Genomic DNA, 17,074 nt, shown 5'->3' with positions numbered 1-17,074 from the left:
CGGGGGTTACCTTCAATTTCAGCAGGGATCGCTGGTACGGAACGGCCTGGCCGCTCCATTCAGTCGAGGTCAGCCTTGCTTAGAAAAGTCCTTGTCAGCCAATTGCGCTTCGGCATGTACGTACACGCGCTGGAGGGCAGCTGGTTCGACCATCCGTTCTGGCGCAGCAAGTTTCTGCTGACCGACCCCGCTGACCTGCAAGCGCTGCACGCCAGTGGTATCAAGGCCGTCTGGATCGATGCGGGCAGGGGTGTCGATGTGGAGACGGCAACGCCGCCGGCGGCAGAGGCTCCGCTCCTCGGGGCTGACACCATCCCCGTCGTGTCGATTTCCGTCACCCCGCCAACACAGCAGTGCAGCGCCAGGGAGGAAATGCAGCGCGCCACCGCGCTGCTCAAGCGCTCCAGAGAGCAGGTCACCTTGCTGTTCAACGAGGCGCGGCTCGGCAAAGCCGTCGATCCACAGCAGTGTCAGCCGCTGGTGGAACAGATTTCCGCCTCCCTCGCGCGCAACGGCTCGGCATTGCTCAGCCTGGCGCGGCTGAAGACCAAGGACGAATACACCTACATGCACTCGGTGGCGGTCTGCGCGCTGATGGTGGCGCTGGCACGTCAGCTCGGGCTGCCCGAAGACCAGGTGCACGAGGCCGGCATGGCCGGGCTGCTGCACGACATCGGCAAGATGGCCATGCCGCTGGATGTGCTGAACAAACCCGGCAAGCTCAGCGATGATGAATACATGGTCATGCGCAGCCACCCCGAGCGCGGACACGCCATGTTGCTGGCGGCGCAGACCGCGGTGTCCGATGCGGTGCTGGATGTCTGCCTGCATCACCATGAAAAGGTGAACGGCACCGGTTATCCGCACCGGCTGGAGGGCGAGCAGATCAGCCGGTTGGCGCGCATGGGGGCGATCTGCGACGTGTATGACGCCATCACCTCGAACCGCCCGTACAAGACGGCCTGGGATGCGTCCGGTTCGCTGGCACGCATGGCGCAGTGGCACGGGCATTTCGATACCCAGCTGCTGCATGCCTTCGTGCGTACGGTGGGCATCTATCCATTGGGCTCGCTGGTGCGGCTGCAGTCGGGGCGGCTGGGCGTGGTGACCGAGCATCACCCGCAGCAGCTGACGGCGCCGCGCGTGAAGCTGTTCTATTCCACACGCGCCCGCGCGGCTATCGTCCCGGTGGAAATGGACCTGTCCAATCCGCAGTGCGGCGACCGCATCGTCGGCCGCGAAGACCCCGCTGCCTGGGGCTTCACCAACCTCGATGCGCTCTGGACCTAGATTGGCGGTCGTAAAACCGGGGCCATGCGACTAGAATGTCGCCCCCCAAACGCGGCTCGCGCGGCGAGTCGCTCAGAAAAGAGCTCCTGATGCCCATGACCTGGCTGCCTAGTCCGCCATAGCGCTCCGCCCCCTCGCGTCACTTTGCGACTGCCTGTCATGGGGCGGTCGTACGCTGCTGTCCGTGCGTTTCGTCGACTGACAGCCGAATCAATCACACCAAAAAACTCGCCTTGTATCGCTGCCGGCCGCCCGTGGTCTGCATGGTGGTGCTTTTGCTCTGGATAGTCCGATGCTGCAATCGATCAAACAAAACTGGTTCTCCAATATCCGCGGCGATGTGCTGTCCGGCCTCGTCGTCGCGCTGGCGCTGATTCCCGAAGCCATTGCCTTCTCCATCATCGCCGGGGTCGATCCGCGGGTCGGCCTGTACGCCTCCTTCTGTATCGCCGTGGTGATCGCTTTCGTCGGCGGCCGCCCGGGGATGATTTCCGCGGCCACCGGTGCGATGGCGCTGCTGATGGTGACGCTGGTGCGCGAGCACGGCCTGCAGTACCTGCTGGCGGCGACGTTGCTCTGCGGCCTGCTGCAGATCGGCGCCGGCTATCTGCGCCTCGGCTCGCTGATGCGCTTCGTCTCGCGCTCGGTAGTCACCGGCTTCGTCAACGCGCTGGCGATCCTGATCTTCATGGCGCAGCTGCCGGAGCTGACGAACGTCACCTGGCACGTCTACGCCATGACCGCTGCGGGCCTGGGCATCATCTACCTGTTCCCCTATGTGCCGAAGCTCGGCAAGGTCATTCCCTCGCCGCTGGTCTGCATCCTCTCGATGACTGCGGTGGCCGTCTACTTCGGCCTGGATATCCGCACCGTCGCCGACATGGGCGACCTGCCCGACACGCTGCCGGTCTTCCTCTGGCCGGAAGTGCCGCTGACCTTCGAAACCCTGGCGATCATCTTTCCGTATTCCGCCGCGCTGGCGGTGGTCGGCCTGCTCGAATCGCTGATGACCGCGACCATCGTCGACGACCTCACTGACACCTCCAGCGACAAGAACCGCGAATGCAAAGGGCAGGGCGTTTCCAACATCGTCTCCGGCCTGTTCGGCGGCATGGCCGGCTGCGCGATGATCGGCCAGTCGGTGATCAACGTGAAATCCGGCGGCCGTACCCGCCTGTCGACGCTGATCGCCGGCGTGGTGCTGTTGCTAATGGTGGTGTTCCTCAGCGATTGGGTCGGGCAGATCCCCATGGCCGCGCTGGTTGCGGTGATGATCATGGTGTCGATCGGCACCTTCAGCTGGGATTCGCTGCGCAACCTCAAGCGCTATCCGCTTTCCACCAACATCGTCATGGTCGTCACCGTGGTGGTGGTGGTCTTCACTCACAACCTGGCCTACGGTGTTCTGGCGGGCGTGCTGCTGGCGGCGATGTTCTTTGCCAACAAGGTCGGCCATTACCTGCACATCGGCTCGGAGCTAGACGCCACCGGCAATCAGCGCACCTACAAGGTCATCGGGCAGGTATTCTTCAGCTCATCGGATAAATTCACCGGTGCGTTCGATTTCAAGGAAGCGCTCGGCAAGGTCACCATCGACCTGTCCCGCGCACATTTCTGGGACATCACTGCCGTGGCGGCGCTGGACAAGGTGGTCATCAAGTTCCGCCGCGAAGGCACCGAGGTCGAAGTGCTGGGTCTGAACGAAGCCAGCGCCACCATCGTCGACCGCTTCGGTGTGCATGACAAACCCGAGGCCATCGACAAGCTCATGAGCCACTGACCAGGAGAACGACAATGACCCACGTAATGGCGTGTATCGACGGATCACCGCAGGCTGCGGCGGTTTGCGACTATTCGGCCTGGGCCAGCAAGCGCCTGGACGCGCCCCTGACGCTGCTGCATGTGCTCGACCGCCAGCAGTATCCGGTGTCGGGCGACCTGAGCGGCATCATTGGCCTCGGCAGCCGTGAATTCCTCCTGCAGGAACTGGCGACGCTGGACGAGAAGCGCGCCAAGCTGGCGCTGGAAGAGGGCCGGATGATGCTCGATTCGGCACGCCAGCGGGCGATCTCCGCCGGCGTCGCCCAGCCCGAGTGCCGGCAGCGCCACGGTGATCTGGTCGAATCCCTGCGTGATCTGCAAAGCGAGACGCGCCTGCTGGTCATCGGTCGCCAGGGCGAGGACAGCGGCGACGCCATCCAGCACATCGGCAGCCAGCTGGAAAACGTCATCCGCACCATGCAGCGGCCGATCTTGGTTGCCCCTGGCGATTTCAGCGAACCGCAAAGCGTGATGCTCGCCTTCGACGGCAGCGCCACCAGCCGCAAGGGTGTGGAGATGCTCGCCGGCAGCCCGCTGTTCAAGGACATGCCGATTCATCTGGTGATGGTCGCGGCGGACACCGCCGACAACCAGGCGCAGCTGGAAAATGCCCGTGGCGTGCTGACCGCCGCCGGCTTCAACGTGGAAATCGCCATTCGTGCCGGTGAAGTCGAGCCGACCCTGCATGCCTATCAGGCCGAGCACGGTATCGACCTGCTGGTGATGGGCGCCTACGGGCACTCGCGCATTCGCCAGTTCTTCGTTGGCAGCACCACCACCAACATGATCCGCACCACCTCGACGCCGCTGCTGTTGCTGCGCTGATCGCTATCCGCTGCGCCCCCCCGTCCCGGGCGCGGCGGCAGTCAGCTATAAAGGTCCGCCCGACTCCACGGCAGCTCGTGGGAGCCATCCGCCAGCGGCTTGCTGGCGAGGATCTGGTGCAGGTTGATCCAGTTGTGGCGGAAGCCGTAGGCGCAACCGGCCAGATAGAGGCGCCAGATGCGCAGCGCGCGTTCGGGGACCATCTGTTTTGCCTGCTCCAGCTGCGCTTCCAGCCGCTCACTCCAGAAGTCCAGCGTGCGCGCGTAGTGCAGGCGCAGGCTTTCCACATCGACGATTTCCAGCCCGGCCTCGCTGATGCAGCTGCTGATGTTCACCAGATGCGGCAGTTCGCCGTGGGGGAATACGTAGCGGTCAATAAACTCGCCCGCACCGTGCCCGACCGGGCGGCCGTCGATGTGTCGGGCGGTGATGCCGTGGTTCATCACCAGCCCGCCCGGGCGCACGGCGTCGAACAGCCGCTGGCAGTACAGCGACAGGTTGGCGTGGCCGACATGCTCGAACATGCCGACGCTGACGACCTTGTCGAAACGGCCATCCTGCGGCAGATCGCGATAGTCCATCAGCTCCAGGGTGATCTGCTTTTGCAGGCCTTCGGCGGCTACCCGTTCGCGCGCCAGCTCGAGCTGTTCGCGGCTGAGGGTGATGCCGAAAACCTTCGCGCCGAACTCACGCGCGGCGTAGCGAGCCAGGCCGCCCCAGCCGCAGCCGACATCCAGCAGACGCTCGCCTGGCTTGAGCCGCAGCTTGCGGCACAGGTGGCGCAGCTTGGCCTGCTGCGCCTGCTCGAGGTCCTCGCTGCCGGTTTCGAAATAGGCGCAGGAATAGACCATGTCCTTGTCCAGCCAGAGCCGGTAGAAATCGTTGGACAGGTCGTAGTGATAGGAAATGGCTTCTGCATCGGTCGTCTTGTCGTGCGCCTCGCGTGACGGCAGCGGAAAGTCGTCCTCGCCCAGCGCCCGGGTGATCACATCGCCGATGCGGATCACCTCATGCACCGGCCCGAGCAGGTCGATCTGCCCCTCGACGTAGGCCGCACCGAACACGACCAGGCTCGGCTGCGCCAATCGGGTTACCAGGTTCGGGTCCTTGATAACCAAGGTGACGCAGGGGGCGGGCCCGATGTCGATCTCTTTGCCGTCCCACAGTTGCAGCTTCAGCGGCAAGGCGAGTTCTTTCAGGGCCGGTAGCAATGTCGCCAGCATGCTCCATCTCCTTTTAGTGCATCCGTGAAAATCCTAGACCATCAATACAGAACTGTAGGCTATGGTGATGATAGTTTCGCGCTATGGTTCGAACGACGGCGAACGTGCTTATGACGACTTAGCTCGCCGGCTTGGGCATGAGGGCTTATGGAACACAACGGTTCACAACGCGTGCTGATCCTTGTCGCCAGCGGCCGCAGCACACCGGCGCGCTGCGCCGCGCCTTTTCATATCGCCACGCTGTTGGCCTGCATGGACGCCGAAGTAACCCTTTATCTCACCGGCGAGGGTGTGCAGCTGGCGCGGCGCGAGGTGGCCGAATCGCTGCGCGCGGTGGAAGGCGGCGAGCCGGTACTGCACTTCATCCGCAACGCCAAGCAGGCCGGCGCGCGCCTGCTGATGTGCCGGCAGCCGGGCGTGCAGGTCGACCCTGCGACGCTGATCGCCGAACTGGACGAAATTTCCAGCGGCGGCGAGCTGGCGCAGATGATCCTCGAGTACGACCGGGTGCTGACGTTATGAATGTGCAGGGTCTCGACTTCCCCGACGCGCTGCGTTACGCGCCGGAGCACAGTCTGTGGCTGCGTGAAGAGGTAGATGGCAGTGTCACCCTTGGCCTGACCGCCTACGGCTGCGCACTCTACGGCCAGATATTCGCCTTCACTCCCAAACGCGTCGGCGCCCGTATCGAGCGCGAGCGCAGCTTCGGTGTGGTCGAGTTCGCCAAGGCCGCATCCTCAGCGCGCAGCCCCCTCGCCGGTGAGCTGCTGGCCGTCAACGAAGCGCTACTCGAGCGGCCGGCGCTGATCAATCAGGATTGTTACGGTGATGGCTGGCTGGTCCGCCTGAGGCCGGAAGACTGGGGCGCCGTGCGCGAGGAGTTCCCGCTGGGCAAGGCCGCCGAAGCCGCCATCGCCGAACGTATGCGGCTGGACAACTTCGACCCAGCCAACGCCCATGTGCAGGCGTTGCAGTGGAAGTAGCGGTACTGGAAGCGCGGTAGAAGACTGCAGCCATCCCACACACCGCGCAAAGAGAATCACCGCGTTGCGCTTGGCCTGTCAGGGCTTGTCGGGCTTTGAGCTTTCCAGCGCGTCGAAGCAGCTCGCCTTGATCGCATGGTCTAGCTGGCGGATGCAGATATCGATGGCTAGATCGCGAGTGCGCTTGTTCGTCCACTCCAGCTCGGCAAGCGTCTCGATCAGGTCCTGATGGCCGTTCTCGTTGAGCAGTATCCCGTGCTGCACCGTCAACGTCCGGCCCTGAAAACTCAGCTGCACCGGGTCGCGACCGACAACGGACGCTCCTTCGGCCAGTAGGCAATCGATATGGTCACGCAGCGCGTGCAACGCACGGCGCTCGTCTGGCGAGTTACCCACGACGTCTCTCCTATCCCTGGAAAGAAAAGCCGCGATTGTGACGCGCTTCGCGTTGAAGTGCGATGGCTTTTTGATATTGCGAGGTGGGACGGGCTGTCGCGGGGTAGGTGTCGAGGGTTTGGGAGTCGGGCGTGTGAGTCGAAATGGCGGAAGGCAGTGAGAGTCGAACTCACCCGGGAACGGCTGCCGTCCCCAACCGGGTTTGAAGCCCGGCCGCACCACCGGGTGCGATTGCCTTCCTTATTGATTTACAAAGGAATTTCCTGCCCCGACTGTCGCTCAGAGGCGGGAGTGTCGAAGAAGTGTCGAAAATCCCTAGCAGGCCCAAACGCTAACACGTCTTGCAGATGATCGGGCGCAAGGTGCGCGTACCGCATTGTCATCGCCAGGGACGAGTGCCCGAGTATCTTCTGCAAGGTCAGGATATTGCCACCGTTCGCGATGAAGTGTGAGGCGAAGGTATGCCGCAACACATGCGACTTTTGTCCCGCAGGTAGACCCAGCCCCGCACGCACCACAGCTTCATCGAACCGATCCCGGCAGTTGGTGAACGCACCGTGTTGCCGAAGGTGCTGGCGTATCCGCTCCGCTAGCTTCTGATCGATCGGCACCACACGGCGACGCTTCGACTTCGTGTTCACAAACTGGAGCATGCCATCGCCCACCCGACTGATCGTGAGCCCTTGCGCTTCACCCCATCGGCAACCGGTCACCAGACAGATCGTGGCGATCAGCTCCACGTGTGGGTGAACCATGCTGCGCAGTACCTGGAACAGCCGTTCGATCTGATGGCTGTCGAGGCAGGACAGTTCCCTTTCCTGCACACGAATCGCCCTGAGCATCGAAAGCGGATTCTCGAACTCGATCTCACCAAGTCGCCGTAGCTCATTGAACATGGCCCGCAGGTAAGACAGCTCATTGTTCAGCGTTTTCGGGCTGATGCCGGACGAGAGGCGCTTGGCGCGGTACTCCGCGAAATCGGTAGCAGTGAAGGCTATGGCGACAGGGTCTTTCAGGCGTTCGACCATGCGATCCATGATGACGCGCCGACCCTCATAGTCGGACAGCGACTGACCGTGCAGACGCCCCCAGCAGTCCACCAGTTGAGACAGGCGACGACGATCCTTCGGTTTTGGTGACCATTGCGGGCTTTCGATCAGCTTGGATCGACAGGTAGCCTCGAACCGCTGGGCTTCGCCCTTGGTCTTGAAGGTCTTGCGGAATCGCTTGCCCTTGATCGGTTCAACATCGACCCGCCAGCGACCGTCAGGCAGTGCCAGTATCGCCATCAGACGGCACGCCCCCATCGCACGTGTCGTTCCTGTAACAGGTTCTTGATGTGCTTGTAGAGGTCGCGCTCGCTCATGTCCTTGGCGGCGTAGTGGTCGCGGATCACTGGCCAGCATTCCCATTGCTTCAATCGATCAAATGCGGTCTTAGCGCCCACTCGCTCCCGTGCCAGCAGGCTTACGAAGTTTCCCAGGAACAGCTCGACGTTCTTGCCCGAGAAGCCCCTTGAGGTCTTGTAATAGCGCTTGTACTCCGTTTCCTCGACCAGGGAATCGACCGGTAGATCGACCCTCGCGTCATCACGCATTAGCGTCCAGATCGGCTCGTAATAGCCGGGGCGGGCGATCAGCTTGAATTGGCTCAGGCCATAGCGCCACAGGCCGTCCAGATGAGCCGAGAAGGCCGAAAACGAATCCGTATCGATGGCCTCACCGGTCTTCGCACTGATCGAGCCGCTGGCGAACTGCTGGATGACCGAGTGGTGATAGCGCAACTCAACGCGCCACACGTCAGCGCCTGGATCGTAGTTGTCAGGGTCGGTCGGGTCGAAGGAGTCACGGCGACGCCACACGCTTTCCCAGTAGTCGAGCTTGTCGGTTGCGCGGGCCTGCTCGGTCTTGTTGTAGATGCAGAGCTGCACGCCGCTGGCCGAGCCGAACATGGACGTTTCGCCCCGACCGTAAACACTGGACTTGGTGGCCCACTGAATTTCCTTGATTCCGGAAATATCGCGATGCGTTCGCGCGCGGCAGTGCAGGCGGGCTACCAGATCGACTGGAGGCTTCCAGCCCTGGAGGTCCAACGCCAAATGGACGGCGCACTGGTTACGTTCGCGGTTGGTCATGACTGCCGCCGCGTAGTAATCCATCCGCTCTTGCAGACGCTCAGGCGACAGCGCGTCGATGGCGTGCGGCGACACCTCGATTTTCAGGTGCGGCCCGATGTTCTCCAGCTTGGCGTTGAAATTCTTGATGAGCAGGATGAACCCAAGGTCAGCGTTCTGGAGCTTGTATTGGTAGCCAGAGTCCCGGCCAACCCGTCCCGAGTGCCAGACTTCGCCAGCAAACTCCACCATCGCGCCCGTTTTCTCGAACAGCGCCATGATCTCTGGACGGATCAGCCCGCGATACAACTGGCGAACCGTATCGACGCCGCAACGCAGCAGACGGACCTTCGACAGATCGGTGATTGCCGCAGTACCAGGGTCAACGAACAACCGTCCACGCTTGGTCGGATTGCCCGTGATGTGGTCCAGTCTTGCTTGGTCTTTAACGCTCATTCTTGAATCTCCAACAATGTCCAATAACGGACGGTTTCAACTCGATCTATCTGACGTGTTACAGGGACGTCAGCGCGCGCGTTTGCACGCCGGCTCGTGCCTCGCCGTGCGTGCAAAGAGCGCGGAGCGCACGCGCGCTGACGGTCATCACCACAGGAATTGCCCCTTCTGGTACGGCACGACAGTCATGTTCGTGCCACTGGCTGGCTGTGCTGGTCCAGGGCGTGGCCCCTGCATTGCCGGAGGCTGGCTGTTCTGGACTTGCTGCGTTCGCTCGCCAGCGGAGCGATCAGGAAGGGTCGGATCGAAGAAGCCGTTTTCGACCACGCGCATGCAGAATGCGAAGTCGGTTTCGACCCGCGTGCTCTGCTGCGTGTAGCACTGGCAGACGGTGGGCGTGCCGTTGACTACCGCATGCGCCATTCGCCCGAACTCGCGGGCATAGGTCGCAGGGTCCGTGCTGGACATGCAGTAGAGTCGGGGAAACGACACGGGCCGCGTAAGCTCGTCGTAGATCGGCGCCGACGATGGGACTTGCGGTATCCGAGGCACGCGCCGCCCGATGTAGCTGGCGGCGCTTTCCGGCGCATCGGTTTTCGCCTCGCCTACCGGCTTGATGAATGCGCCGACCGTATCCCTCACTTGATCGACCATGCTCCCGGCCGGCGCGCTGGTAGCCGTCGCGGCTTGAGCTTTTTCGGCTGCATAGCGTTCATAGGCGCGATAAACGAGGATGCCGGCACCGACCAGCACGCAGATGGCCAAGATGAACTTGGTCGGCACCTTGGCCTGAAAGTGGTGCTTGGCGTTGCTGCTGGTGTAGGCACCGAAGTAGCGCTTATCCAGGCGCAGTGACTTCTTGTCAGCATCCTTGAAGCTGGTTTTCAGCTCGACCTTTTCTACGACGACTTCCGACTCGAAGCGCAGCAGCTGGGCGGACTTGAAGACGCGCCAGTAGTGAATGTGGGTGTTACACAGCCGGCGCAGATGCACATCGAGATAGCGCGGGTCCTGTGTGACGAGGTGCACTTCGTGGCCCTGGTGGCGCATGGTCTCGAAGCGGGTGATGTGCTCCGGTGGCCGCGCCCTGGGATCGCGCGAGCCAAACCAGCCCTGCGCTTCGTCGACCACGATGATCGAATCGTTGGGCAGCTCGAACCACTTCTCGGGATCTTCGAACTCGAACCACTGCGCTTGCAGCTGATCGGGCTTGAGACCGTTGATGTTATGGAAGTAGACGACCCGGCCTTCGGCGTGAGCCTTCTGGTCGACCTCGCGGATGGTGTTCAGGGTCTTGCCATGGCCGGGCTTGCCGGTGCGGATAACGAGCATGACGGCGCCTCCTTATGCGTCGATAGAGGTGCCGCCCGGCTTATGCCAGACCTGATTACGTTTGCGGTCGGTGGCCTTGTCGATGCCGGCGAGGATGAAGCGCGTGGAGATCGCGGCGAAATACAGGTTCACCACCACATCGAACTTCGCCAGTCCGAGAATCCCTTGGATGACCGGCCCGACATCGCCCATCAGCCCGAACAGGTAGTCCTGCGCCTGGCCAATGATGAGGTTGAAGCCCATGTAGGAGACAAAACCGAAACCGATCATCTTCAGCACCATCTTCACCAGCGGCCCGACGATGATCACGAGCATCTGGACGATGAATAGAAACTGCATCACTGACCTCCTACGGCGCGGCCCACATACAGGGCGGCAAGAACGGTGGCCACGGCCACGAAGAGGCCGCTCAGGTCACTGGCGGCGCGGCAAAGCGGTTCGTAGCTGAGCTGGAAAGTGCGACCGCCTGCTGTGGTCAGGCTGAAGCTCTCGGCGGCGGGACAGGCGGACGGCAGAAAGCGGGTGCCCTGGTTGATGAACGAAGGCACGTCGATGACGCCGTTACCTTCATCCAGCTGGAATCGGTCACCGGTAACAGCCGCCTCGATGGCGGACTGCTGTTTGGGGAAATCGGCCATTTCCTCAGCAAGGCAAAGCTGTTCCTTCTGCTGCCGGAGCACTTCGCAATCAATAGGGTCACCACTGCACGAGAACGCCGCATCGCAGGAGCCGGCAGAAGCCAAACGCTCCGGGCCTTCTTCGCCGTCTTCTTCACCCTCCTGGCTTTCCTTACAGCCAGACCCTTTGCATTCCTTGCTCTCATCGCCTGGAGTGCCATCAGGGTTGGTGCCAGAGGTGGACTTTTCTTCAGCCGTGGTGGAGGTACAGGGCTTGGTGCCAACGCAGACGGTCTTGTCGGTGGTGGTGTTGGTTTCCGTCTTCGTGGAGCCGTCCGGATTGGTGGTCTTGGTGGTTTCCTCGGTTTTTGTAGTGTCTTCAAGCCGTGGCGCGGGCTTGCCGGTGGTGCAGTGCAGGTAATCCCCGGCGTTGTCGCAATTGAGCTGGCCGGGCTCTTTCAGCTTTTCGCTACTGGTGCAGTTGCGCGATTGCGAGCCGTCCGCGTTGGTCACCCAGTCACCGCATTGGCTTTCGCTGGTGAATTGCGGTGTGCTGTCGGCCGGGGGCTTGGACGGTGGCTGATCAAAGACACTGCCGGGAGGTGGGCTGTTTGAGGTGCATTGAGATCCGGCGCCTTGGTAAACCACCTTGCAATAAACGGAGTTCAGGTCCTTGCCGGTGGTGTCTTCCAGAAAGCGGTTGCAGCCTTTGACCGTGGCGGTGCGGTTGTAGAGGCAGCCGCTTTCGCAGATGGAGGACGGCGGCAGGGAAGGCGGAACGGACGGATCCAGCGAGCCGGCGTTGTACTCGTGGACGAACTCGCCGGTTGCGGTGGCGCACTGGTCGGGTTCAGGGGCGACACACTCGCCAGTCGAAGGGTCGTAAGTGGAATCAGGGGCGCAAGAATCGCCGCGTCTAGCTGCTGCGTTGTACCAAGAACCGTAACGCTCAAGCTTCCCGGAATAGGGATTGATATTTAATCCATATGTACGACAGGTAAAAGACGCCGTACCTTTTTCAATCTCCTGCTCAAACGAAACATATTGCCCGGAGTTTAGTTGCTTGTAGTAGGCATGGTTTGCATTACAGGCGGCGACACCGCTGGAATATCTTATTAGCGGGTCCGGAAATTGAATGGTCCAATAATAATCTTCGGCGCTAGCGGACAAGTGCCAGAGCAGCAAAGGCAAAAAAACCGCAAAAATCCTTTTCATAATCACACCCGCCCAAAAAACACGAGATAAAACGCCAGGGTGGTGAGGATCAGGACGTACAGTTCGTAGCTCATTGGCGTTTCCCTGGAAGAGAAAACCCCGCCGGAGCGGGGTTTGTTTGCTTCGGCACATGCAGTGCGCAAAACCCCGGTTACAGGGCGCGGCGCATGTACTTGAACGCCATCGCGGCGATGATCACGGCGAACACCGCCCAGCCGATGGTGCCGACGTCGGTGCCGGCGGTATCCAGCGCCGCGGTGGCTTCGGCCGGGACTGCCGCGTAGACGGAGCCGGCCAGGGTGGAGAGCGCGACAGCAGCGCCAACGCCGATTTTCTTGATGAAGTGCTTGTTCAGTTGCATGGGTGATACCTCACTGTTTCAGGGCTTTTTTCAGGACCAGGAAGCCGAACACGGTGGCGAACAGAACAATCGCTTCGCCTTGCAGCTCGGAGACTTGGTCCCAGGTCAGTGCAGAGCCGTAGAGGCTTTGCATTTCCTCGACCGTGAGGGCGACCAGCGAGCCGGAGCAGATGGGCGAGCCATCGGCGCCTTGTAGCCAGTCACCGTCACAGGCGAGGAAATTCATTCGCCGGCCTGCTCGAGGTCGGTGGTTTGTTCGGAGGGTTCGCAGTCAGGGCAGACGGCGAAATGGGGCGGCAGGCTGAGGTCGGGCAGCAGGTCGCTTTGCGGCGCGGGCAGCGCCATGAGCTTGCCCATGTCGTTTCCGCAGCAGTCGCAGTACACCCGGTCATCAATCAGCATGGCCGCCCCTCCCGGTTAGTTGGCCTTCGCCGGTTCCGGCTGGGTGCCGGCTGGCTTGGCGGTTGGGGTCGGTTGCTGGGTCGGCTTGGTGGCTTGAGCAGCGGCGGCTTTCACAGGCTCAACGTGCAGGACGATGAACTTGCCGGCGTTCTTGGAGCCTCGCTCGATCTCGGTGGTGACGCGGATCGGCTCAAGCACATCGAGGCTTTCGCAGGCGGACCACACTTCGTCCAGGGCTTCTTCGGAGACATTCATCGACAGGATGGAAATGCCGAGGTCACGCTTGCCGTCTGGCTCGTCACCAACAAACAGCTTCACCAGCTTCACGTTGTCGAACTCGACTTTCTCGGCGCTGAGAAATGCAACTTCCATGATCGAACGTGCCATTTGTGTTTCCTCTCTCTAGTTGCGCTTTATTGCGCTGCTTTGCTTTCTGCAGGCCGAGCGATCCCGAACCGGTGAACTCGCAAGTTCGCCGAGGTGATCTGTTACTTGGCCTACCGGTTAAAACGTCGCGTTGTGCGTGTTCTCTAGTTGGTTAACACCAAGGGCTTTGCCCTTGTCATCCCACTCTTGCCGCCGAGGGCTCGGGAGCGCGGGGCGGTGAAGCTGCCCCACACTCACGAGCGGAGGCTGTTTCGGTTTGTGCCGGGTCAAGGGTGCGCTGCGCCCGTGCTTCCGTTCGCCGGATCGGTGAAGCGTGATCCGACGAGCCGGGAGCGCGGCCCTGGACCTGTTCGGCTTCGGCGGGGGCGGTTGGCTTTAGCCCACCAGTTCGAACGGTTCGTGAATCGGTACGTAGGGCGTGGGCTTGCCCGAGTCGTAGATAACGCTCCACCACTTCGTGGGGCGGTCGGGCGGCGTGTGCTTCTCGCAGATAAAGGCCGGTTCCACTGTCCACTCCGAGACCAGAGGCTTCCAGGCACCACCGACGCGGCCCATTTGCAGCGTGCGAATCGGCCGCGCAGAGGCGGGGCGGCATTGGGCGCAGCGTGTGGACGGGGAGGGAGCGTGTTTCGCCATTTCGCGTCTGGACCAGCAGACAGAGCAGTCGCAGTCCTGGGCGTGCGGAAGGCGTTGATAGCTGGTCAGCTTCGACATAGGTCATCCCTTCCCCTGGCTTTCCGTAGGCGGCGCGGATCATGAGTCCCACTCCTTTTCCATGAGCTGCTTAACCAGCAGCGCCACGTTGACCATCACGTACTTGCCAACCTTGTGCGACGGGATGTAGCCGTTGCGAATCCAGCCCCACACCACGTCGTGTTCATCATTCATGCGAATCCAGTCCGCGAACTGGCGCCACGGCATGACAGGGGGCGCGTTGAGCAGGTCTATCGGCGGTAGGTTTCCTTCCATGTCCTTGGCCTTTGTTGCACTATGTTGGTCTTTATAGGGCTACGTCAGTGCAGCTTTAGAGTGTAAATAGTGAACTGACAGGCAAAGAATAACAGTGTATTCCTAGAGTTCAAATAGTGAACTCAGAGATTCTTAGACCTTTATGGAATCGATGCAGGATAGAGCTATTGCTCTGATCTATAAGGCTGGCCTAGACGATCTGGTCCGCAAGTCGGAGATCAACTACAGCCGATGGAAAAACCTACGCCACAAGAAGGCGCGGTTGAGTACAGAGGAGGTCGAGGTCCTGGTGAAGCTCTATCCGCAGTACGCCTTATGGGTCGCAAGCGGTGAGATCGCTCCGGAGTGCGGGCAGACGAGTCCCGATTACGACGAGGCCAACCGAAACTTGACCGGTCAAGACGCGGGATAGCGATCACCAAGGAAGTGACTAGGCGCTGGTACGCCCGAAGGACAGGGAGAGGGAGATATGAAGGCTGAATGGCACGACGCCCCGGACTACATCAGAAGGCGCCCGCGCAAGGGAGCCGTAGCATGGCTGATACCAGGGCTGATCGGCACCGCGATCATGCTAGCCGGCCTACAGATGGCGAGTTCGTCATTCCTCAAAGGCACCGCCCAGGGCATCGCCGATAAGCGCATCCAACCCAAGCCAGCCCCCGTGGCCGAAATCAAGCGAGCAGAGCCAGCAGCGACCAAGGATTGGGACAGGGTAGTAGAAGAAGTGGCCGCGAGAGGTGCAACGCCTCAGCCGCAAACACCCCAGCCCCAAGCTGCTACGACAGAGACACCACCCAAGCAAACCGTATTCAACGACAAGAACTACGTTCCCCAGGGGGCGGCGAATATCGTTCCTGCCACACGGGTTATCCCGGAGCCGGCTGTAACGATCCCAGCCCGCCAAAAAGAAATTGTGGTTGTAGGCAAAGAGTCACGGATAAGCGACTTCTGCCCTGGTGGGGAAGGAAGTATTGAACGCCGAAATTGCAAAGCCAGCGTAAACCTAAATACTAGAAATTAGCATTGGGTTTTCAACCAGCTAGCTAAAAAACGTTTCCTAGGCAGCACCAGGAGGCGTGAAGTCGTCTTCAGGATGGGGCGGACTAAATTCAGATCCTGCCATTTTTTCTAAAGTATCAGCTACGACCTTAGTCTCGATCATTTGATAGGGGTCGAGATACTTGATTGCTATATGTTTGGCGTCGCCTTTAATTATATCTACGGCATGTCCTTTATCGTCTTTTCTTTTGCCTTTTGCTAAGAAGAACGAGGCATAGCGTGCGGGAGAAACACCGCTAAAGTTTTCAAAGAGGGTCATATCAGTACGGCCTTCTTCGAGGGTTATCGCGTCATCATGTAAATCTAAAGCTAGGCTTTTTTCGTAGGGCTCGATATAAACAACTCTTTTTATTCCCGCAGCAATAATGTGCCGGGCGCAATTGTGACAGGGGAAAGTTGTTGTATATAGCGTGGAGGACTCAGTCGAGCCACCTTGAGCGCGTGCTAGCCCCAAAATAGCTTCCATTTCTGCGTGAATGGCTCGCGAATATTCGATAATGGAGCCGGCGCGGGTTTCTTTCTGAATTAGATCAGCTAATTTGTCTTTTATTTCCGGGGTTACGCTTAATTGCGCGCCTACGATGTCAACGATGCTCGAAATGAGGCGATCTTTATGAAAGTCGTTGTAGCAAAATCCACGATGATGAAAGCAACGCTGATCATTAGGAGAGTCTGATGTATAAAGCCCGCCGCCCGACCGTGGAACATCGTTCCAACCAACGGATATGATGTTGCCATCCTTGTTCGCGATGGCCGCGCCGACTTGCCGGCTTAGGCAGGCAGATTTCAGCGACGCAGAGTAAGCCGCGTACATCCCCGCTTCATCTTTAGTAGGGGTTATGCCATTTTTTCCGTGGACTAAACCTAAAAAACGCTGAGCGGGTTCAACTAAGTTAGAGGAGTTATCTTGCCCGTTGCAAACAAAATAATCCGAAAGCTGAATAGTTTTTTCAAGCTTTTGACCGTGCGTTGACGCAGACTCGTTTCTGTCTCGCTCAATTAAGGAGAGCGCATCCGGGCCTGACATTTGCTCAATCTTAGTTAAATGATTGAACCTAACCCGTTGGGGGCTGAAAACCCCTATAAGATAAAATAGATCTTCGTATACAAGCCTGAAAAGCTCAACCTCATGGTGATGCTTGAGCTGATCTATGATGTATACAGTTTTTGGGGCTTTTATCTTGCCGTCTTTAGTTTGTATATTCCGATGCGTGGCAATTCTAGACATTGCGAGAGCTGCAAGGACTCTCGTTCCATGTTTCTGCCGCAAGTGATTACCCAGGTCTTGCAGGACAGAATAGCGCTTGATTCCAGTTAAGGAGCTAAGGTCTTCTGATGCAAGGTCAGGCGGTAAAGGATTGTCTTGGAAGTGCTGCTTTATGATGTCGCTAATTTTGATGTGTTCGACGACATATCCATAGTCCTCGAACTGGTGTCTCATGTTTCTAATAACATCTGAGAGATTACATCCGACCGCGCCACAGAATGCAGCAACTATTTCGTCGCTACGGCGCCCTTCGACTCGTTCTAGAATATCTCCCTTGGCGCTGCCAAGACTGGTGAGTGTTCTTGCAGCTGTGCTTACATTGGCCATGCTCAACATCCTTTTAGGAGCAGGTTGTAAC

At 59.9% G+C, this 17,074-nt stretch carries 21 protein-coding genes and 1 tRNA gene; 7 read left to right on the top strand and 15 right to left on the bottom strand.

The features are described 5' to 3' along the window. The first annotated feature begins 75 nt into the window (after nt 1-75). From PSEST_RS20125 to PSEST_RS20115, 3 genes are all read left to right on the top strand, one after another. Nucleotides 76-1,290 (top strand): HD-GYP domain-containing protein, encoded by a 1,215-nt coding sequence (locus PSEST_RS20125; protein WP_015278762.1) that lies wholly within the window; start codon nt 76-78, stop codon nt 1,288-1,290. 292 nt (nt 1,291-1,582) lie between these two features. After that, the gene (locus PSEST_RS20120) at nt 1,583-3,070 is read left to right on the top strand and encodes a SulP family inorganic anion transporter (RefSeq protein ID WP_015278761.1); all 1,488 of its coding nucleotides are present in this window, start codon (nt 1,583-1,585) and stop codon (nt 3,068-3,070) included. A gap of 14 nt (nt 3,071-3,084) precedes the next feature. Then, nucleotides 3,085-3,936: a universal stress protein gene (locus PSEST_RS20115; RefSeq protein WP_015278760.1), complete on the top strand. Its 852-nt coding sequence runs from the start codon at nt 3,085-3,087 to the stop codon at nt 3,934-3,936. 41 nt (nt 3,937-3,977) lie between these two features. Here PSEST_RS20115 and cfaB read toward each other — a convergent pair whose 3' ends face one another. Next, nucleotides 3,978-5,159, bottom strand: a complete 1,182-nt coding sequence (gene cfaB / locus PSEST_RS20110) for a C17 cyclopropane fatty acid synthase CfaB (RefSeq protein WP_015278759.1) — start codon at nt 5,157-5,159, stop codon at nt 3,978-3,980. Nucleotides 5,160-5,306: 147 nt separating this feature from the next. On the opposite strand from cfaB, the gene PSEST_RS20105 reads away from it, so the two are divergent. After that, entirely contained in the window at nt 5,307-5,681 is a 375-nt protein-coding gene (locus PSEST_RS20105; protein ID WP_015278758.1) for a DsrE family protein, read from the top strand. Then, nucleotides 5,678-6,142 carry a glycine cleavage system protein H gene (locus PSEST_RS20100; protein ID WP_015278757.1) on the top strand — a complete coding sequence of 155 codons (465 nt, stop codon included), beginning with the start codon at nt 5,678-5,680 and terminating at the stop codon, nt 6,140-6,142. Before PSEST_RS20105 ends, PSEST_RS20100 begins: the two co-directional genes overlap by 4 nt. 78 nt (nt 6,143-6,220) lie before the next feature. Here PSEST_RS20100 and PSEST_RS20095 read toward each other — a convergent pair whose 3' ends face one another. The 13 genes from PSEST_RS20095 to PSEST_RS20040 form a co-directional block, all read right to left on the bottom strand. After that, nucleotides 6,221-6,538, bottom strand: a complete 318-nt coding sequence (locus PSEST_RS20095) for a hypothetical protein (RefSeq protein WP_015278756.1) — start codon at nt 6,536-6,538, stop codon at nt 6,221-6,223. Nucleotides 6,539-6,682: 144 nt separating this feature from the next. Next, nucleotides 6,683-6,778 (bottom strand) — tRNA-Sec (locus PSEST_RS20090). Between the two features lie 8 nt (nt 6,779-6,786). Then, complete coding sequence (locus PSEST_RS20085; RefSeq protein WP_041757108.1) at nt 6,787-7,827, bottom strand: tyrosine-type recombinase/integrase; 1,041 nt, start codon at nt 7,825-7,827, stop codon at nt 6,787-6,789. After that, a complete protein-coding gene (locus PSEST_RS20080) occupies nt 7,827-9,107 on the bottom strand; it encodes a hypothetical protein (protein ID WP_015278754.1) in 1,281 nt (426 codons plus the stop codon). The genes PSEST_RS20085 and PSEST_RS20080 overlap by 1 nt, the downstream gene beginning before the upstream one ends. 147 nt (nt 9,108-9,254) lie before the next feature. After that, on the bottom strand, nt 9,255-10,439 hold the full coding sequence (locus PSEST_RS20075; protein ID WP_015278753.1) for a zonular occludens toxin domain-containing protein: 1,185 nt from the start codon (nt 10,437-10,439) through the stop codon (nt 9,255-9,257). 12 nt (nt 10,440-10,451) lie between these two features. Beyond that, nucleotides 10,452-10,778 carry a DUF2523 domain-containing protein gene (locus PSEST_RS20070; protein ID WP_015277794.1) on the bottom strand — a complete coding sequence of 109 codons (327 nt, stop codon included), beginning with the start codon at nt 10,776-10,778 and terminating at the stop codon, nt 10,452-10,454. Continuing rightward, complete coding sequence (locus PSEST_RS22440) at nt 10,778-12,271, bottom strand: virulence factor TspB C-terminal domain-related protein (RefSeq protein ID WP_015278752.1); 1,494 nt, start codon at nt 12,269-12,271, stop codon at nt 10,778-10,780. Before PSEST_RS22440 ends, PSEST_RS20070 begins: the two co-directional genes overlap by 1 nt. 151 nt (nt 12,272-12,422) lie before the next feature. Next, a complete protein-coding gene (locus tag PSEST_RS20060) occupies nt 12,423-12,632 on the bottom strand; it encodes a major capsid protein (protein ID WP_015278751.1) in 210 nt (69 codons plus the stop codon). Between the two features lie 10 nt (nt 12,633-12,642). Further along, complete coding sequence (locus PSEST_RS20055) at nt 12,643-12,858, bottom strand: hypothetical protein (RefSeq protein WP_015277797.1); 216 nt, start codon at nt 12,856-12,858, stop codon at nt 12,643-12,645. Beyond that, nucleotides 12,855-13,034 carry a hypothetical protein gene (locus PSEST_RS20050; protein WP_015278750.1) on the bottom strand — a complete coding sequence of 60 codons (180 nt, stop codon included), beginning with the start codon at nt 13,032-13,034 and terminating at the stop codon, nt 12,855-12,857. The genes PSEST_RS20055 and PSEST_RS20050 overlap by 4 nt, the downstream gene beginning before the upstream one ends. A gap of 15 nt (nt 13,035-13,049) precedes the next feature. Then, a complete protein-coding gene (locus PSEST_RS20045) occupies nt 13,050-13,421 on the bottom strand; it encodes a hypothetical protein (RefSeq protein ID WP_015278749.1) in 372 nt (123 codons plus the stop codon). Nucleotides 13,422-13,796: 375 nt separating this feature from the next. Next, the gene (pflM, locus tag PSEST_RS22345; RefSeq protein WP_015278748.1) at nt 13,797-14,135 is read right to left on the bottom strand and encodes a lysogeny maintenance protein PflM; all 339 of its coding nucleotides are present in this window, start codon (nt 14,133-14,135) and stop codon (nt 13,797-13,799) included. 39 nt (nt 14,136-14,174) lie between these two features. Then, nucleotides 14,175-14,390, bottom strand: a complete 216-nt coding sequence (locus PSEST_RS20040; protein WP_015278747.1) for a hypothetical protein — start codon at nt 14,388-14,390, stop codon at nt 14,175-14,177. Between the two features lie 142 nt (nt 14,391-14,532). On the opposite strand from PSEST_RS20040, the gene PSEST_RS22435 reads away from it, so the two are divergent. Both PSEST_RS22435 and PSEST_RS20030 read left to right on the top strand, forming a co-directional pair. Then, complete coding sequence (locus PSEST_RS22435) at nt 14,533-14,802, top strand: hypothetical protein (RefSeq protein WP_015278746.1); 270 nt, start codon at nt 14,533-14,535, stop codon at nt 14,800-14,802. A 57-nt stretch (nt 14,803-14,859) separates the two neighbouring features. Next, entirely contained in the window at nt 14,860-15,411 is a 552-nt protein-coding gene (locus PSEST_RS20030; RefSeq protein ID WP_015278745.1) for a hypothetical protein, read from the top strand. Nucleotides 15,412-15,447: 36 nt separating this feature from the next. Here the strand turns inward: PSEST_RS20030 and PSEST_RS20025 are convergent, their stop codons facing one another. Next, nucleotides 15,448-17,043 carry an anti-phage dCTP deaminase gene (locus PSEST_RS20025; protein WP_015278744.1) on the bottom strand — a complete coding sequence of 532 codons (1,596 nt, stop codon included), beginning with the start codon at nt 17,041-17,043 and terminating at the stop codon, nt 15,448-15,450. Nucleotides 17,044-17,074: the final 31 nt, after the last annotated feature.

It is taken from the genome of Stutzerimonas stutzeri RCH2, from assembly GCF_000327065.1.
Lineage (GTDB): Bacteria > Pseudomonadota > Gammaproteobacteria > Pseudomonadales > Pseudomonadaceae > Stutzerimonas > Stutzerimonas stutzeri_AE.
The sequence above is the reverse complement of the archived record's forward strand: the minus strand, read 5'-3'. Positions and strand labels throughout refer to the sequence as shown.

What these genes read in the sequence shown, in the direction of transcription:
- PSEST_RS20120 (WP_015278761.1), top strand. Translation starts at nt 1,583, where the DNA reads ATGCTGCAATCGATCAAACAAAACTGGTTCTCCAATATCCGCGGCGAT.
- PSEST_RS20115 (WP_015278760.1), top strand. Translation starts at nt 3,085, where the DNA reads ATGACCCACGTAATGGCGTGTATCGACGGATCACCGCAGGCTGCGGCG.
- cfaB (WP_015278759.1), bottom strand. Translation starts at nt 5,159, where the DNA reads ATGCTGGCGACATTGCTACCGGCCCTGAAAGAACTCGCCTTGCCGCTG.
- PSEST_RS20105 (WP_015278758.1), top strand. Translation starts at nt 5,307, where the DNA reads ATGGAACACAACGGTTCACAACGCGTGCTGATCCTTGTCGCCAGCGGC.
- PSEST_RS20100 (WP_015278757.1), top strand. Translation starts at nt 5,678, where the DNA reads ATGAATGTGCAGGGTCTCGACTTCCCCGACGCGCTGCGTTACGCGCCG.
- PSEST_RS20085 (WP_041757108.1), bottom strand. Translation starts at nt 7,827, where the DNA reads ATGGCGATACTGGCACTGCCTGACGGTCGCTGGCGGGTCGATGTTGAA.
- PSEST_RS20080 (WP_015278754.1), bottom strand. Translation starts at nt 9,107, where the DNA reads ATGAGCGTTAAAGACCAAGCAAGACTGGACCACATCACGGGCAATCCG.
- PSEST_RS20075 (WP_015278753.1), bottom strand. Translation starts at nt 10,439, where the DNA reads ATGCTCGTTATCCGCACCGGCAAGCCCGGCCATGGCAAGACCCTGAAC.
- PSEST_RS20070 (WP_015277794.1), bottom strand. Translation starts at nt 10,778, where the DNA reads ATGCAGTTTCTATTCATCGTCCAGATGCTCGTGATCATCGTCGGGCCG.
- PSEST_RS22440 (WP_015278752.1), bottom strand. Translation starts at nt 12,271, where the DNA reads ATGAAAAGGATTTTTGCGGTTTTTTTGCCTTTGCTGCTCTGGCACTTG.
- PSEST_RS20060 (WP_015278751.1), bottom strand. Translation starts at nt 12,632, where the DNA reads ATGCAACTGAACAAGCACTTCATCAAGAAAATCGGCGTTGGCGCTGCT.
- PSEST_RS20055 (WP_015277797.1), bottom strand. Translation starts at nt 12,858, where the DNA reads ATGAATTTCCTCGCCTGTGACGGTGACTGGCTACAAGGCGCCGATGGC.
- PSEST_RS20050 (WP_015278750.1), bottom strand. Translation starts at nt 13,034, where the DNA reads ATGCTGATTGATGACCGGGTGTACTGCGACTGCTGCGGAAACGACATG.
- PSEST_RS20045 (WP_015278749.1), bottom strand. Translation starts at nt 13,421, where the DNA reads ATGGCACGTTCGATCATGGAAGTTGCATTTCTCAGCGCCGAGAAAGTC.
- pflM (WP_015278748.1), bottom strand. Translation starts at nt 14,135, where the DNA reads ATGTCGAAGCTGACCAGCTATCAACGCCTTCCGCACGCCCAGGACTGC.
- PSEST_RS20040 (WP_015278747.1), bottom strand. Translation starts at nt 14,390, where the DNA reads ATGGAAGGAAACCTACCGCCGATAGACCTGCTCAACGCGCCCCCTGTC.
- PSEST_RS22435 (WP_015278746.1), top strand. Translation starts at nt 14,533, where the DNA reads ATGGAATCGATGCAGGATAGAGCTATTGCTCTGATCTATAAGGCTGGC.
- PSEST_RS20030 (WP_015278745.1), top strand. Translation starts at nt 14,860, where the DNA reads ATGAAGGCTGAATGGCACGACGCCCCGGACTACATCAGAAGGCGCCCG.
- PSEST_RS20025 (WP_015278744.1), bottom strand. Translation starts at nt 17,043, where the DNA reads ATGGCCAATGTAAGCACAGCTGCAAGAACACTCACCAGTCTTGGCAGC.